The sequence below is a fragment of the Pseudoalteromonas sp. OF7H-1 genome, from assembly GCF_022347825.1.
Lineage (GTDB): Bacteria > Pseudomonadota > Gammaproteobacteria > Enterobacterales > Alteromonadaceae > Pseudoalteromonas > Pseudoalteromonas maricaloris.
Genome location: NZ_JAKRFX010000008.1, coordinates 94,290 through 111,371, shown reverse-complemented (window position 1 = coordinate 111,371; position 17,082 = coordinate 94,290). Strand labels below are relative to the sequence as shown.

12 protein-coding genes and 1 pseudogene are annotated in these 17,082 nt (G+C 43.9%); 9 read left to right on the top strand and 4 right to left on the bottom strand.

Going from position 1 to position 17,082, the window contains the following annotated elements:
• Positions 1–129 precede the first annotated feature (129 nt).
• From MHN30_RS11820 to MHN30_RS11795, 6 genes are all read left to right on the top strand, one after another.
• Complete coding sequence (locus tag MHN30_RS11820) at positions 130–2,415, top strand: family 20 glycosylhydrolase (RefSeq protein WP_239359739.1); 2,286 nt, start codon at positions 130–132, stop codon at positions 2,413–2,415.
• 128 nt (positions 2,416–2,543) lie between these two features.
• Positions 2,544–5,288, top strand: coding sequence for a family 20 glycosylhydrolase (locus MHN30_RS11815; protein ID WP_239359737.1), 2,745 nt, complete (start codon positions 2,544–2,546; stop codon positions 5,286–5,288).
• 87 nt (positions 5,289–5,375) lie between these two features.
• The gene (locus tag MHN30_RS11810) at positions 5,376–5,951 is read left to right on the top strand and encodes an RNA polymerase sigma factor (RefSeq protein WP_130165734.1); all 576 of its coding nucleotides are present in this window, start codon (positions 5,376–5,378) and stop codon (positions 5,949–5,951) included.
• A gap of 23 nt (positions 5,952–5,974) precedes the next feature.
• The gene (locus tag MHN30_RS11805) at positions 5,975–7,018 is read left to right on the top strand and encodes a FecR domain-containing protein (RefSeq protein ID WP_130165735.1); all 1,044 of its coding nucleotides are present in this window, start codon (positions 5,975–5,977) and stop codon (positions 7,016–7,018) included.
• A 74-nt stretch (positions 7,019–7,092) separates the two neighbouring features.
• Positions 7,093–9,765 carry a TonB-dependent receptor gene (locus MHN30_RS11800; protein WP_130165736.1) on the top strand — a complete coding sequence of 891 codons (2,673 nt, stop codon included), beginning with the start codon at positions 7,093–7,095 and terminating at the stop codon, positions 9,763–9,765.
• Between the two features lie 109 nt (positions 9,766–9,874).
• Positions 9,875–10,390, top strand: a complete 516-nt coding sequence (locus MHN30_RS11795) for a hypothetical protein (RefSeq protein WP_010603861.1) — start codon at positions 9,875–9,877, stop codon at positions 10,388–10,390.
• A 294-nt stretch (positions 10,391–10,684) separates the two neighbouring features.
• Here MHN30_RS11795 and MHN30_RS11790 read toward each other — a convergent pair whose 3' ends face one another.
• From MHN30_RS11790 to MHN30_RS11775, 4 genes are all read right to left on the bottom strand, one after another.
• Positions 10,685–11,677 (bottom strand): hypothetical protein, encoded by a 993-nt coding sequence (locus tag MHN30_RS11790; RefSeq protein WP_239359736.1) that lies wholly within the window; start codon positions 11,675–11,677, stop codon positions 10,685–10,687.
• Between the two features lie 2,240 nt (positions 11,678–13,917).
• Positions 13,918–14,280 (bottom strand): hypothetical protein, encoded by a 363-nt coding sequence (locus MHN30_RS11785; RefSeq protein WP_017217776.1) that lies wholly within the window; start codon positions 14,278–14,280, stop codon positions 13,918–13,920.
• An 8-nt stretch (positions 14,281–14,288) separates the two neighbouring features.
• Positions 14,289–14,831: a peroxiredoxin-like family protein gene (locus tag MHN30_RS11780; RefSeq protein WP_017217775.1), complete on the bottom strand. Its 543-nt coding sequence runs from the start codon at positions 14,829–14,831 to the stop codon at positions 14,289–14,291.
• 9 nt (positions 14,832–14,840) lie between these two features.
• Positions 14,841–15,437 carry an NAD(P)H-dependent oxidoreductase gene (locus tag MHN30_RS11775; RefSeq protein WP_017217774.1) on the bottom strand — a complete coding sequence of 199 codons (597 nt, stop codon included), beginning with the start codon at positions 15,435–15,437 and terminating at the stop codon, positions 14,841–14,843.
• A 143-nt stretch (positions 15,438–15,580) separates the two neighbouring features.
• Here MHN30_RS11775 and MHN30_RS11770 point away from each other — a divergent pair, with 143 nt between their 5' ends.
• From MHN30_RS11770 to MHN30_RS11760, 3 genes and pseudogenes are all read left to right on the top strand, one after another.
• Complete coding sequence (locus tag MHN30_RS11770; RefSeq protein ID WP_017217773.1) at positions 15,581–15,937, top strand: helix-turn-helix domain-containing protein; 357 nt, start codon at positions 15,581–15,583, stop codon at positions 15,935–15,937.
• Between the two features lie 11 nt (positions 15,938–15,948).
• Positions 15,949–16,098 (top strand): annotated as a pseudogene (locus tag MHN30_RS11765) (DUF479 domain-containing protein); the annotation flags it as partial.
• A 519-nt stretch (positions 16,099–16,617) separates the two neighbouring features.
• The gene (locus MHN30_RS11760; RefSeq protein ID WP_239359735.1) at positions 16,618–17,037 is read left to right on the top strand and encodes a hypothetical protein; all 420 of its coding nucleotides are present in this window, start codon (positions 16,618–16,620) and stop codon (positions 17,035–17,037) included.
• Positions 17,038–17,082: the final 45 nt, after the last annotated feature.

Genomic DNA, 17,082 nt, shown 5'->3' with positions numbered 1-17,082 from the left:
CTCAGGGGAACAAAAATTAAATAGCAAAGGTCATTAGGCCCTGTATTTCCCTTGCTAATTTGCACACTGCCCAGTGCTCATTAGTTCACTCAAGCCCGCTAAAAGCGGGCTTTTCTCAGGAAGTTATTTATGAACCAGAGTGTCTTTTATACATTTTTGCAAAGCAGTTTATTGCTGTTTTCTTTGTTGCTTACACCACTTTGTACAGCGCTACAGATCACCCCAAAACCACTGAGTGCTAGTGTTGGTAATGGTCACTTTAACCTCACCCATGACAGTAAAATTACCTTTAACCAGCAGCAAGCTCAAAGCGTTGCGCAGCAATTAGCGATCTTTTTACGCTCGCCTACGGGCTATCAGTTGCCAGTGTCTCAGGCTGATAGCACAACTAAAAATAGTATTGCCTTTAAGATTGTCGATATACCGCTATCTCAAGAGGGATATGCGCTGAGCGTGACGCCTGAAGGGGTTGAAATACAAGCGAATACTGCGACCGGATTATTTTGGGGGATGCAGTCACTGCGACAATTACTCCCTGTTGAGATTGAGTCGCGTATGCCTATAAATCAGGCGAGTTGGGCAATACCTGCGGTAGAAATAAAAGATCAGCCCAGATTCTCATACCGTGGCATGCATTTAGATGTAAGTCGGCACTTTTTCGATGTGGCGTTTGTGAAGCGTTATATCGATTGGCTGGCGATGCATAAATTCAATGTCTTTCAGTGGCACCTAACCGATGATCAAGGCTGGCGAATTGCCATTGATGCATACCCTAAACTAACCGAGATTGGGGCAACGCGGCCTCATACCGTGGTTGGCCATACCTATGATTTTCAACCATTGTTTGATAATAAAACGGTGTCGGGCTTTTATACCAAGGCGCAAATTAAGGAAGTGATTGAGTATGCGCAGGCGCGACATATTGAAGTGATCCCTGAAATCGATATTCCCGGGCATAGCAGTGCGATGCTTGCTGCATATCCCGAGTTATCTTGCCACCAGCGAGCAGTAAAGGTGCAGCCGCAGTTTGGGATTTTTGAAGATGTGTTATGTCCCCGTGAAGACGTGTTTGCGTTTCTTGGTGTTGTATACAAAGAGGTTGCCGAGCTATTTCCGAGCCAATATATCCACATTGGTGGCGATGAGGTGATAAAAAAGCAGTGGTTAGAAAGCCCCGAAGTGAAAAAGTTGATGCAACAGCATCAGTTAACCACACCTGAGCAAGTGCAAAGCTATTTTATTAAACGGGTCGCTAAAATCGTCCAAAATCTTGGTAAAACGGTGATCGGTTGGGATGAAATATTAGAGGGAGGGGTGGCGGATGACGCCGTGATCATGTCTTGGCGGGGCACGGAAGGAGGCATCCAAGCTGCAAAAATGGGTCATCAGGTGATCATGAGCCCTTATCAATATATTTATTTTGATGCCTATCAATCGCGCAATCTTGATGAGCCCAAAGCCATCCACGGGCTTTCAAGTCTAAAAAACGTTTATCAATATGAGCCACAGCCGAGCCACTTAAGCGCTGAGCAGCAAGCCTTTATTATTGGTGCGCAAGGGGCACTTTGGACTGAATATATAAAAACCCCTCGTCATGCCGAGTATATGCTGTTTCCGCGCTTGAGTGCGCTGGCCGAAACATTGTGGTCGAATAAAACACAAAAGTCGTGGTCTGATTACAGCCAATATCGGTTACCCGCGCTTATAAAACGCTACCAGCAGATGCACCTCAATACCGCTTATAGTAGCCATAAGCCTATTATTTCAAGCGAGATTTATGGGCAGCAGCTCGTCGCCACCATTACCTCTGAAATTGCCGACACGGCTATTTACTATACCTTAGACGGCAGCGAGCCAACGCTGCAATCGCAGCAATATCAAAAGCCACTAGTGATAACTGACGAAACGCAGCTTCGTGCCCGCAGTTATGTAAGCGATTTGGGGCAATTGGTAGGCAATGCGCGTTTAACGCTTTCACCTCATTTAGCACTTGGAAAAGAAATAACGCTTGCCTCGTTAGCTGCCGAAGGCTCTGCGATTAAGCTGCAGGATGGTCAATTTGCTTATGATCAATTTTACAGCGTTGATGATTATGCGATTTTTTACGATACCGATCTTGAGGCGGTTATTGACTTAGATGCGTCAACGCAAGTGCAGCAGGTTAAGCTGGGCTTTGACAGCGGGCGACATAGACAACTGCACCCGCCAACACATATTCAAGTGCTGGGTTCAAGTGATAAACAGCAGTGGCAAACGTTAGCTGAGGTTAATAATCCGCGTGGGCCCATGTCGGTGTTGTCGTTTGCTCCTGTAAGTGTACGTTTTTTAAAGGTGGTGGCCATTAATAGTAAGCAATCTGACGATATTCAAATCCCCAAACTTCCCCTGTATATCGATGAAATAGCGGTATATTAATCACACAAGCCCTAATTAGGGCTTTATTTACGATTCTATTCCCAACTTCCTCGGCTCAAACGTTTACATAGATAGAGTGGCAGCAGTACGCGCTCTATCCGAACAATAACAATATTTTAGGAGCCAACATGTTTGCAAAAAAACAGATAATTACTGCCTCACTGTCAGGCTTAGCCTTGTTGACTGCGAGCCACTATAGCGTCGCACATCCTCACCCAGATAACTTAGCATTACACTGGCAAGTCGTGGATCATGGCATTGGAGAGAATATCTTTCTTGGCAGTCTGACGATTACTAATAATGGTCTTGAGCCATTGGGTGAGTCTGGCTGGGCGCTTTATTTTAGCTCGGTAAGGCCGCCTGCAAGCGTACTACCAGACTCAGATCCAAATGGTCAGTATGCGCGCCAGCATATCGCCGCACAGAATCTAAGTTTAGAAAATGCCGATGACGCAAAAAGTGGTGATTACTTTGTACTTAAGCCCACAGCGGGTTTTGCCCCCATTCAACCGGGTGAATCTCGTACTATTGAAATCGTTGCACAGTATTGGCAAATGCTGAAAAACGACTCACCGTCGGGTTTTCACATTAGCTACAATAATCAAGCGCCTCAAGCTGTGCTGGTGGATGTGATGATGGACCCTAGCGATCCAAAACAAACAAAGCAAGCGGTTAACGATAATATGCCGGTGCAAACGTCCGCCATCCGATTCGCCGAAAACAGCGCGACACACATGGCATTGCCGCTGAAAAATCGCTTGGTTCCGCAGCCCCATTCAGTGGTCACACCGAATGATGAATTCTTAACTTTGATGAGCCAATTAACCAGTATTTCAGCGCCGACTTCACTGGCTAAAGAAGCCACTTTCTTACAAACTGCGCTGCGTGATATTCTGAGCGGCACATTTGCGATTAATAGCACTGTGCAAAATGGCCCGAACCTTATCAAGTTGCAGCTAGACCCAAATCTCGATACCAATCAAGACAATCAGCCGGACTCTAGTGGTTATAAGCTTGAGGTCGATGCATTCTCGGGGATCACCATTACTGGAAGTGACGCCCAAGGGGTGTTTTATGGTATTCAAACACTTCGTCAAATGATCCCCACCACTGTGTATAAAACGGCTAAAAACTCAACCACTTTGTCCGACAATGCCGTACTACCCGCGAGCACTATTTTGGATACACCACGGTTTGAATATCGAGGCATGATGCTGGATGTGTCGCGTAATTTCCAAAGCAAAGAAACGGTATTTAAGTTGTTGGACTTAATGGCATTTTACAAGTTAAACAAATTTGAAATTAACCTTGCCAACGATGAAGGTTGGCGACTAGAAATACCGGGTATTCCTGAACTCACGGAGTTTGGGGCAAAGCGGGGGTATGACCTGAGCGAAAGCACGATGCTGCATACGTTTATGGGAGCTGCCAATGGCTTTGCACCAGGAGATGGGATTGAAAATAAACCCACGGATGAAACCGCGGCAAACTTAGGTACCGCGCCTAGTTATCAGGGGTTTGAAATTGCGCAGCAAAATTTTCTCGGTAAAGGCTGGGGCTACTACACGGTGAATGATTTTAAAGAAATTCTTCAGTATGCCGCTGACCGTCATATTGATGTGATCATCGAATATGATTTTCCAGCCCATGCGCGCGCAGCAATCAAAGCGATGGAATATCGCTACAACAAATATAAAGATAGCGACCCAGTTGAAGCAAATCGTTTTAGATTGATTGATCCGCTCGACCAGTCGCAGTATTACACCCCACAATTTTATACCGACAACTTTATTAACCCAGCGCTTGAGAGCACCTTTACTTTCCTCAACCATGTGGTGAAAGAAACTCGCGCCATTTATGATGCCGTGCCCGATGCGACATTGACTCGGCTGCATGGCGGTGGTGACGAGCTGCCACATTTAGGTCCGAATGAATGGTGGGCGCAATCTCCAGCGGTCGATCAAAACCCAGCTACAGCAGGCAAAACCGATGCAGAGCTGTTTGACTACTTCTTTTTACGCTGGAAGCAGATAGTCAATCAGCATGGTTTTGATATGGCAACTTGGGGCGATGTGTTGTCGCACAATGGTACGGGTAATGTTAGTTACGGTGAGATATTCCCCGTGTTTTGGAATAACGTGTGGGGTTGGGGCAATGAGCATCAGGCCTACAAGTTTGCTAACCAAGGTCACAAAGTCGTGCTGGCCCATGCGACAAACTTGTATCTTGACCTTGCGTATAACAAACATCCTGATGAAATAGGCTATCACTGGGCAGGTTACACAGATACCAAAAAGGCGTTTGAATATCGTCCGTTTAATATTTACGCCAATGCAGAGCGTGACAAGCTGGGCAATCCAGTGCCGTGGGATCCAAAATGGGTGTTACTGAGCGAAGCGGGTAAACAAAATGTTCAAGGTATTCAGGCGCAACTATTTGGCGAAAACCAAAAGTCACCAGAAATTCTTGATTATATGACTTTCCCGAAATTACTGGGTGCCGCTGAGCGTGCATGGGTGCAAGATATGCCAGCGCAAGGCGCAGCGACTACCGAGGCTTGGCACACTTTTACCAACACTTTAGGACAATACGCTCTACCACTATTGGACTATTACCAAGTGGTCGATATTAATGCTCAAATACCACAGCAGGTAGGGGTAAATTATCGTATTCCATTACCTGGAGGCGCGATTGAAGGCGGTAAGTTAATCGTCAATACCCGGTTTGTTGGCATGGCTACGGAGTATTCGGTTGACCAAGGCGCAACATGGCATCGCTATGAAGGGCCTGTGACATTGACCGCGTCATCTAAAGTACAACTCAGAACGGTGAGTGATTCGGGCAAAGTAAGCCGAGTCGCAACGGTTAATTAAGCAAATTGATTTAAGCAACGCCAGCGAACCTACTAATTTATGGGTTCGCTGCACGCTAACACAAATGGAAGAGTAGGATGCGTATTCATGCCACCGTTATTATCTTTTAAGCGTAAAGCCGTTGATACCACTAAGGCAGCTGCAAACGACGACCTTGCACGTCGTCAGCAGGTAGAGGAGTTGTTTTTAAAACAACAGCAAAAGCTGATCCGCCACATTATGGGCAAAGGGTTAGACAAACGTGAGGCGGAAGACGTTGCCCAAGAGGCGTTTGTGAAATTGCTTGGACTTGAGCAGGATAATGTCAGCAACTACATCGCCGCGTACTTGTATAAAATTGCAACCAATTTGGCCATTGATAAGCTGCGCCGTAAAGCGCGTAGCCCGTTTGATGATCGTGAGCACGATAGCGATCAAATGCCACAACCTTACGCAAGTGCTAACCCTGAACAAAACCACCACAACCAAGAGCTACTTAAAGAAATGGAAAAGTCTCTCGCAAGCTTACCCGACAAATGTAGGCTGGCTTTTTTATTGTATAAAATACGTGGTCAAAGCTATGAGGAGATAGCTTTGACCTTACAGATATCCCCAAGTATGGTAAGAAAATATGTATTACGTGCAGTTCGTCATTGCTACCAGCAGTTACAGCATGAGCTTTGATCATGAGTGTTAAGGATATAAACATGACTCCATTATCTGACGATTTAGCAATAATTGAAGAACAAGCCGCTGATTGGTTATTAGTCTTAGACGAGCAGCAGATCTCACCTCATGACAGCACTCAATATCCACAGCCGCTTAACGTGTGGTTAGCTGAAAATCCGCTTCACAGTGATGTGTTCAACAACATGTTGGAGTTTTGGACGCTTTCAGCCCAACTTGACGATGACTATGTTACTCAGCAGCTTGCACAGCTGGATGCACAAAACGCCACGGCTGTAACTGACATTAAGCCACAGTCCAAACGCCGCGCTCAGCCTTGGTATCTTGCGATTGCCGCGACTTTGCTGTTGGTTGGTTTGGTGACTTTTATGGCACCGGAGCAGCCACTACAGCAAGCACCGGTTGCTAGTGCTAAGCCAGCACCAGTCGATACAGTGTACAGCGAGTTCTTTCAAACTAAGGTCAATGAGCACCGCACCATTACCCTTGATGACAATAGTCAGGTTGATTTAGGGGCCAATAGCCAATTGGCTGTACGCTACAGCAACACTTCAAGAGAACTGCTGTTATACCAAGGTGAGGCGCTGTTTAGCGTGAGTAAAGACAAGCAGAGACCGTTTATCGTGCGCTACCAAAACAGCCAAGTCGAGGCGCTAGGCACAGTGTTTAATGTTCGCGCCAATCCGGCTTCAATTAGAGTCGATGTGCTTGAGGGCCGTGTGGCTGTGACTCAGCAACAAGCCATTAAATTGACCCAAGGGCAAGCGGTAGAAGTCACGCAGCAAGGCGAAGTTACCCGTAGTAAAGCCCAGGGTGAAGCGTTGACCATGGCGTGGCAAAAAGGCTACTTAGTGTATCAAAACGCAGAATTAGGCAATGTGCTTAATGATGTGTCGCGATATAGCGAAATCAAAGTGAAGTTAAGCGATCAGCGCCTAGCAAAACTGACCTACAACGGCACCTTTTTAACCACTGAAATAGGCGATTGGCTCAATAGTTTAGAAAAAATTTATCCAATCACTGTGATGCAAAAAGGCGAGGAATACACCCTAATCGCAAATTAGCTAAAAGTGTCATAGCAAAGTCACAATATAAGTGGTACAAAGTTTATACAATAATAAAGACATTGATTTAAACTATGTTATTCAAGCTATTAATCCCGCTGTTAGCGTGGTTAATATGGTTTGGTGGCGTTGCATTTGCTACCACGGATCATCAATTTAACTTGCCCAAAGCGACTTTGCAGCAGCGTTTACTCGATATTGCTGCGCAAAGTGGCTGGCAGTTAAGTGCAGCCGAAATTTCAGATAACATTAGTGTTGAGCAGGTAACTGGCCGCTATACCCTCGAACAAGTCTTGCTTACCAGTTTTCAACAAGCTGCCTACGACTTTTCCCTAGACCCAGAGCAGCAGCGTATTTTTGTGACTCCTAAAAAACTTGAGTCTGCACAACACTTTGAGCGCATTATCGTAACGGGTGTAAGCGGCAAGAACCGTAGCATTTTAAACTCGTCTATTTCAATCACTCAGCTTGCAAGCCTACAACTTGAAAAACAAACGCCGTATTCCAGTGCAGAAGCGCTCAAAAATATCACCGGCTTTTGGGTTGAAGACTCGGGTGGCGAAACGAATAATAATGTTGCGCCAAGGGGACTTAGAGGCGGCGAGGGGTTTAGATTTATCAGCCTGATGGAAGATGGGTTGCCCGTGACCTATGACGGTATTTGGGGGGACTTTTTTTTACGTCCAGACTTAACCCATCAAGCCATTGAAGCGGTGCGGGGCGGCAGTAGCGGTATTTTTACGGTGAACGGGCCTGCGGCAATGGTGAACTATATCGGCAGGCGAGGCTCAGAAAATCCTTTTAATTTAGTGAAAGTGAGTCAGGGATTGAGCTATGACTACACTCGTTTTGATGGCGTGTTTAGCGGAGCGTTGAGTGATGAATGGTTTTATACGGTAGGCGGGTTTTATCGTACTTCCGATGGTATTCGGGAGCCGGGTTATCAAAGCGACTTAGGCGGCCAAGTGAGTGCGCGCATGAGCTGGTTAACCGACGCATTTGAGCTTGATTTTAGCTATAAACATTTAAACGATAAAACCAGCTTTTACGCGCCTTTAGTGATGAAAAATAGCGGCGAAATTCGAGAGCTGGCGAGCCTGTCTTATGACGATGGAACGCTACTGAGCGACGATCTCAGGTCTCTCACCTTCTTCACTCCGGAAGGACGCGTGCAGCGTGACCTAGAAGACGCTCAGCAAACTCGCCTAAATAGCTACACTTTACTGTTTAATATGCCGCTTTTTGAACACGTTAACCTGAGCAATCGTACGCGATTTTCAAGCCTAAACAATGATTTGTATACCTTAATGAATTTGGGCAACCAAACCATAGTCGACGCCACAAGCCGATTGCAACACGCCGATATCATCGAATTTAAACGCCATTTTGCAAATAGCGCATTGCGCCCTCGATACTTACGTTATTCAGATAACACCTTAGTTGCCAACCCTGCAACGCTTAATGGTAATGGTCTCGTGACTGCTAGTTATCCTTTATATTCACGTTACAAGCAACAGCAGCTGGTAAATCATTTTAGTGTGGACTATCTCGACGCGCAGTGGTCACTGACCCTCGGTCATATTTACGCTCGAAGTGATTTCGACGAGTTACCACTAGATAAATGGCTCGGCGCATTACTAACGGATGTAAAGCATCAACCCGAGCGGCTGGACATCGTACTGGTTGATGGGCAAGAAAAGGTGATTGCCAATTTTACCGAACAAGGCTTTTTATCTTACGCCGGTCCCGTTTATTTAAGCGGTAGTGGCTTGTCTCAATCACATTCGCTGTATGCCAATATTGACTGGCAGCTCACTGAAAACCTTAGAGTTGATTTGGCACTTCGTAATGAACATCTGAATCTCACCAGCACGCTACTTGAAGGGGTAAAGTCGTACACGAACTCATCAAAAGCTTCTTACTCCCACTATCTCCCGGCTACTACCTTGCGTGATTCCTTTACGCAAAATGCGCTCAGTATTGGCGCAAATTACCAAATTGGCGACGCGATGGCGATATTTGCACGTTATTCCGACGCCTTTGAAATGCCACGGCTCATTAATTACGGCAATGGCCGCGGGTGGGCTAAAAGTGAAGAGGAGCGCGTACAACAAGACTTTGGCCAACCTATTCGCTTGGCGTTAGGTGAAGTTGGACTGCGTTATCAAACCGCTGATTGGCAGTTTAGTGGCGCGTTATTTGAGACCAAATTTGATCCGCTCCCGCTCACGGTGTATCGCGGTGCGGCTACGACTCAACAAGCCGTTTCAATCAATACCCAAACACGAGGTTTGGAGTTCGAATTTGACTATCAATATAGTCCGGCCTTGCAATTTAGAGCGATAGGTGTGTGGCAAGACGCTGGGTTTTATGGCATTCCCAAGCAATTGCCACAAAGCGAATTTAATGGCAATCAAATAACGCGAACGCCGGAGTTACAACTACGACTGACGCCGGAATACAAAGCAGGACCTATTACCGCGGCTATCACCTGGTCGTATGTTGGTAAGCGCTATTCGGATATCGCCAATCGGTTTGCCTTACCAGCCTATCAAACATGGGATTTATTTACAGAGTTGGCAATTAATGAAAAGCTCAGCGCACAGCTTGAGGTTAAAAACCTCACCAATGCTTTGGGGCTAACTGAGGGCAATCCTAGGGATGATTTAAGCCACCAAGAGGCCATCTTTTACGCTAGACCCATTTTTGGTCGCACCATCAAACTTTCGTTAAGTTATCAGTTTTAAACAAAACCGCTATTATTCGAGCAATTCTATTCCTTGACTTAAAGTGAACTTGAAGTTGTATGCTCCTCTTAAACGAATGACAGTGAACAAACGATAAGAGGTAGAGGCAATGCAAAATAGCTTAGATAAAATCGTCAATGATATAAAAGCCAACTGGAGCGGGCTAAATTCAAGCACCACAGTAACTGTACGTGAATTGTTAAGCGAACTTACTCAGTCTCCACCGCACGAGCCTTGGCTTGCGAGCATTATGCGTGAAAGACTGGCATCAAAAACACTCTACCAAGACCCTGACCATGGTTTTATGCTGCTAGTCCATGCCGAAGAAAAGGGCACGTACCGCCCGCCCCATGATCACGGCGCAGGTTGGGTATTTTATGCTGTGCAATCTGGCGAAATGGAAATGACAACTTACAAACCCATCACCACAGCAAGCGGCGAAACCCACCTTGTATCCCGAGGAACAGACACACTCAAAGCCGGCGATTGCCGAGTGTTTCTACCCGGCGATATCCACGACACCCGCTGCTTAACAGACAACTTCGTTCAATATCGTTTAACCAGTTGTGACTTTAAAGAAGAGAAACGCTCAGGACGGATGATCCAGTATTTGAGTGAGGTGTAGTGGTTTGCAATAACTCAAGGCGATAGTGGGTTTAATTGTCGTTGCTGATATTTAATCAAGCTGTTTTGAAGGGGCTCTGTGTAAATATCGGCGTTCAACAGCTACCATGATAGTTTGCAGTCAATTATGGTAGCTGACGTTCAGGTAGCTCGTTTTTTGGACAAAAACGTTTTAGGTCGTCGGCTGTATTAGACGAATTTCGCTTAAAAATTCCTATGAGCTAACGCTTCAATAACCGGCGCAGCTTTGCTGCGTCCGGCGCCGTAGGCGCAAAGTTGATTGACTTGTTATAACTCAACTTGATTTTGCCTGATTTTTAGCTTCTGACTTCATTGCTTTTGCAAAATGAGTCATTGTTTCAAGGGCTTCTTTCGCAAAACTAACATCACCATTTTTAAGCAGGTAAGTCTCTGGCCACTTTATATCGTCTTCTAAAATCTTGAGCATTGCTTGATATTTTAATTCTTGATTTTCGCTATCACTACCCAAGGTTTTTATTGCCAAAAAAGACATCATGTATTTATCAAATATTGATTTCACTTTAATGTGATAAGTTGACGTATCAACAAAATGCCTATATTGCTTCAAAAACCATGCAGATAAAAACTCTATAAATATAAATAAAAGAGAACACGAAACAATGCCGTAAATATATTGCTCTTTAAACCCAGTTACCCAAGACAGTACCTGCCATGCAATGATTGCCGCAATGAAAAACATTATTCCCCATCTTGAATACGATGTACCTTTATCAAGAAGGATTGATGCTTTTTTATCGGCAGTGTGAGCTTGCTCAATTAAGACACTTCTAATGTCATTAAAGTAATTTTCAAATGATTCGAATAGAGCTGAATCTTCTTTAGCTTTCTTTTCAGTTGCTTTTAATAGTAACTCTTCAATTTTTTCTGAAGTTAAACTGCTTGTCTGATTCTTAAGTGACTTGATATCTTTTAGTATCTTTAGTTGCAAGTCGGAGCTGTCAGCACTTCGTTTTTCATCTACATCCACAAAGCGCTCTTCTTTTCGGCTAATTCTCAGCTTACTCATTTCTGAAGTCATCATGACGAAACCTAATATCGCAATAACAACTCCGATAACCATGGGAGCCTGACTTTTCAGAAGGCTAACAAGATCTGATTCACTTTTAAGTAAAAATGGAATTCCAATGCCTGCATATACAAGCACAGCACCAGCGAGAGCCTTAGGGCTAGAAATAATTTTGAATAGCTGGGGACGTTCTGATCGAATTTCTTGTTCTTGATTTGTTTCTACTGATTCATCAGACACTTCATTCTCCCTTTGAGTTATAACACTTTAGTATTTATGCGACACGCAGTTTGTGTTGCATAATCGCTTGTTGAACTGAGCCACTACCAGCTCGGTGTGACAGAGTTGGTGTTGTTTATGCTATGGCTTACTTAGAAAAAACAAGCTTTTTGGAGGCTCTCACTTTCCTAGCTAGTGTAATCAGTTTAGCTAGTGTTATGTAAGCTTTCCGTGCATTGCTCAGCGCTTATTATATATTCATTACACCTAAATTTGCCTTAATAATCAATGATATTTTTTACGCGTACAGAGGCCGATAGCCTGAGCAATTAAGCAGGTTAACTATTTGATTTTATAAAGCAGCCCTAATCAAGCATTCCCTCCTTGGCTAATATCAAAGCGCATCCATGCGCTTCTCGTTCATTCTTTTTAAACGACGAAAAAGAACGAACCAAGAAAACGTCGCCCCAGCATCACACTCAATCCTCAAATCCTAAGCCGATATAGTGCAACCGTCTTGTAAGGCACGTCCATGATGCCTGACAAGACTTAGCCGACATCCTGTCGGCACATTGCATATCGACTTATGCTTTTCGGGTGTGATGGAGGGGGAATCGCGCTGTCTGTTAGTTCTGGTTTTATCTCCTGAAGCAGCTAAGTCGCTTACAAGCACCACAAGAATTTATCAGCGCCTTGTGTCTCCCTCATCACACCTGAAAGTAAATTGCCAATGAGTCATTTCAACGCATGGATGCGTGAAAAGCTGTGACAGGGCCATGGATGGCCCTTACACAGCGGTGACGTTCATATTGGCGATTTGCTTGAGGAGTCAGTGTGATGTCGGGAGTGCCCTTTCTTTTGCATACTTGTTCTTTGGGCATCAAAGAAAAGTATGTCGTAGCCCATGGATGGGCGTCGAAACCAGTCAGGAGGACGGGCTGACTTCACGATACATTTCGAGCTACCAGCCGTTAACAACATAAACCTCCATGTTTAATATCAAAGCGCATCCATGCGCTCCTCGTTCATTCTTTTTAAACGACGAAAAAGAACGAACCAAGAAAACGTCGCCCCAGCATCACACTCAATCCTCAAATCCTAAGCCGATATAGTGCAACCGCCTTGTATGGCACATCCCTATGCCAGACAAGACTTAGCCGACATCCTGTCGGCACATTGCATATCAGCTTATGCTTTTCGGGTGTGATGGAGGGGGAATAAGTTGCTTGTAAGATCTTCTACGTTTTTACGATGAAGCTGTTTGCAAGGGTTACAAAAACTATCTGCATCGCCTCCTAATTAACAGTCTAAGTAGTTTTGTGGGAGGTGGTTCACCCGCCGAGAAGTTATGTTTTTCTGGTGTGGTTAAGGGGGGATTAGTTTTGGTTGCGAGTTCTAGTTTTTCTCTCAAAAGCAGCAAATTTTCCTGCAAGCACCAAAAAAGCTCTTAGCACCGTTTTCCTCCCTCATCACACCCGAAAGTAAAGTGCCAATGAGTCATTTCAACGCATGGATGCGTGAAAAGCTGTGACAGGGCCAAGGATGGCCCTTACACAGCGGTGACGTTCATATTGGCAATTTACTTGAGGAGTCAGTGTGATGTCGGGAGTGCCCTTTCTTTTGCATACTTGTTCTTTGGGCATCAAAGAAAAGTATGTCGTAGCCCATGGATGGGCGTCGAAACCAGTCAGGAGGACGGGCTGACTTCACGATACATTTCGAGCTACCAGCCGTTAGCAACATAAACCTCCATGTTTAATATCAAAGCGCATCCATGCGCTCCTCGTTCATTCTTTTTAAACGACGAAAAAGAACGAACCAAGAAAACGTCGCCCCAGCATCACACTCAATCCTCAAACCCTAAGCCGATATAGTGCAACCGTCTTGTATGGCACGTCCGTGTGCCAGACAAGACTTAGCCGACATCCTGTCGGCACATTGCATATCGGCTTATGCTTTTCGGGTGTGATGGAGGGGGAATAAGTTGCTTGTAAGATCTTCTACGATTTTTACGATGAAGCTGTTTGCAAGGGTTACAAAAACTATCAGCATAGCCTCCTAATTAGCAGTGCGGATAGCTTTGTGGGAGATGTATGGACTCCTCCCCCTTATCGGGAGCAAGAGAAAATAAGTGACCCCCATCACTATAGTAATTAGTGGTGGGGGTCAGCGATTTGCTTTTAAGCGACCATAGTCAATTACACGCTAAGGACAAACCACATCAGAAACGATATCAATGTTGATTTGTGTCTTTGACATGATTATTTCTTCTCCACGATAATTGCAGTGATTGTTGTATCACCAACATTTTTAACTTGATGTTCCCATTGGTCATGCCACATCACGTAGCCATCCGGGATCTCCAAGGTCATGTCTTTTTCACTCGTTGTTATCGTCGCCTTGCCACCTTTTTCGAAGTAAACAGTCTCAGCATTGTGTTTATGCCAGTTATCCTGTTCCCCTGGTTTGAGTGTCATTTTAAGTACAGTAACCTCTTCGTTCTCTAGCAGTAGTTGATATTGGTTTGGAGATGCAATGTGTGCAGCCTCGACCTTCTTGTCTTGTGCAAACGCATTTCCAAACAATAGGACTGAAGTAACAGCTGTAAATACAACCTTTTTCATAGGAATTCCTATTTATGCATACCACGAATAGGGTAGTTGTTTGCAGGATTTCGTATCCAACCTAAGCCACTAATCAATGACTGAAGTTCAGGTCTTACAAACGGGTTGTTTGAAATATCTACTACGTGAACTTTTCCTTCATTATTGACAACAAATAGCCCCGGCTCAGCAAATGGATGATCAGTTTCTTCAGGCGATCTTGGATCTGATATAAACAACCCAAGTTCTTGCATTTGTTCAACAGTAAGACCGTATGCGATAGGGAAAGTCACATTAAGTCTTTCCATATGACTTTCGAGTTGTTCTTTACTGTCACCAGAAACGGCTATCAAATCTACGCCTGTTTGAGCGAGTTGGTCTTTCGCACTTTCTAACTGGTTTAAGTAGCGAGTACAAAGTGGGCAATGCTGCCCTCGGTAAACAACAACCATCTTCCAATCCAAACCATTTTCAGGCGTAGACAACTTTTTAATATCACCATTTAGAAGTTTGGTTTCAATTGCAGGAAAGTCTGAACCTGCATGAAGCTTATTGGTATAATCAATGCTCATGACTGTTCCTTAAAAATGCTTGTTAATGTGCGTTTCGAAACGTTTGAAGTCGTTTTCAACATCTGCGTTTTTCATCACATCAAAGCACGCAAATGTTTCCATTGGCTTCATTCCAAAGAACTTGAAGTTCATGTGCATAGGGAACATTAAATCGTCGATTGATTTCCCATCGAAGAATTCTTCTGGATCATTAAAGGCTTCTTCCGGCGCATTAAAGGTGAGAGACATCATGTATTTGGTGTTGGTTAACGTGCCGCCCTTACCATAGTTTTTCTTTGGTGATTCTGCTGTGCGACCGTCGCCAACACATAAAGCTCCTCCCATGCCTGCTGTGTATACTTCATCCATATACTTTTTGAATGACCAAGACACGCCCATCCAATTGCTTGGTGTTTGCAAAAATACAATGTCTGCCCATTGATGAAGTGCTAATTGCTCCTCCACATCGTACCCGTCACTCATTGTTACTACGCGCGTGTTATAACCTTTATCTTCCAGCATGGTTATTGCCTTATCAATCAAGGCTGCATTTAGCTTACCTTCAGAGAATGGGTAATATTGGTGGGCATTAATAATTAATACGTTTTTAAGATCAGTAGTGCTCATAAAACAACTCCAAACTAAATTTCAGCAAAAATAAGTAAGAGAGGCACTCTCCTACTCAATCAATGTGTGGTATATTTTAGTAACCTGATTTAAGTTATCAATTAGTATACTTTTAGTAACCTAGTTGTTTTTTAGGAAAACTGATGGAAAGTGTCGTAAAAACAGACAGTAAAGGTAGAAAAAAAGTTTTAAATGCATGCACTGAACCCTGTGCTATCGAAAAAGGCATGCGTTTAATTGGCGGAAAGTGGAAAGGTTCCATTATTTATCACCTTAAAGATGAACCTGTAAGGTTTAATGACTTAACCCGTATGCTTGGCGGTGCCAGCAAAAAAATGGTCGACCAACGCCTAAAGGAACTAGAAAGTGAAGGGATGGTTCGTAGAAAAGTGATAAGTGACAGACCTGTCGCTGTAACTTATGAATTAACCGATTTTGGCAAAACCGCACTGAGTATTTTAGATGAACTCAGGATCTGGTCAGAGTCCCATCAAATTTAACAGTAGCTACTTTGAATTATTTAGCACAGCCCAATGCAGATTCTTATTTTGGAAATCTGCTTGGCGATTTTGGCGGAACAAGGCATGTAAAAAACTTGCCACTCACAGTGAAAAAGGCATTGGATAATCATTATCTAGTCGATAAATTTATAGATAACCATACAAAAATAACTGACACCCATCACAATTAGCAAGCGTCGATTGCCGAGTGTTTCTACTTGGCGATATCCACGACACCCGCTGTTTAACAGATAACTTCGTTTAATATCGTCTAACCAGTTGTGACTTTAAAGAAGAGAAACGCTCAGGACGGATGATCCAGTATTTGAGTGAGGTGTAGTGGTTTGCAAAAATTCAAGGCGATAGTGGGTTTAATTGTCGTCGCTGACATCTAACCATGCAGTTTTGAAGGGGAGATTGCTAAGATCGAGAAGCAAGCGGTAGATTTCTATCCTTACCGACTGCCCATTTGCAAGTTTCTCATATAGTTAGGAAAGCGAGCGAATTGGTCATATTTGACCTCAAGCGATATTAGCTTTAAAGGAAGAAAGCGATTTGTAGCAATATGTTATCCAATATGATAAAAAGTCTCTAAGTAGAGAATCGAGACGGTTCAAGGCAGAAAAAGACCGAATCGCTCAGTAGATTAAGATTGTTAGGTTTCAGTAGGAATTTCAAACATGGAATGGAAGATTTTAATTCCAGTATGCATTGCTTCGATCGTTGCGGTTGTGGGGTGGGTTATTGGTCATAAGCTGAATTCAGATAGAGATCTAAGAAATAATCAGCGAGAATTAAGGTTAAAATACCTAATTGAAGCATACGATGTCTTTCATGAACTAGGTAGAAATATCAATATTTTAGGGAATTATCTTCAAGTTGAAAAAGCTGTAAATAACATCATGCTCATAGGCACTCCTAGACAAATAGAGTTGTGTAAAAAGTTTGTTCAAGAAGTTACTTCGAACAATGGCTCTAACCATACTGAATTGGTTGTTGAAATCAGAAATTTTATTCGAGCAGAATTGGGTTTAAAAATAATAGACAAAGAGTTAATGGCACTAAAGATCGAGCCCCGCAAGAATATTGACAAAGCATAGAACACCTCCCCTTCGCTACCAGGAGCAGAATACAGTAGCGCTTCA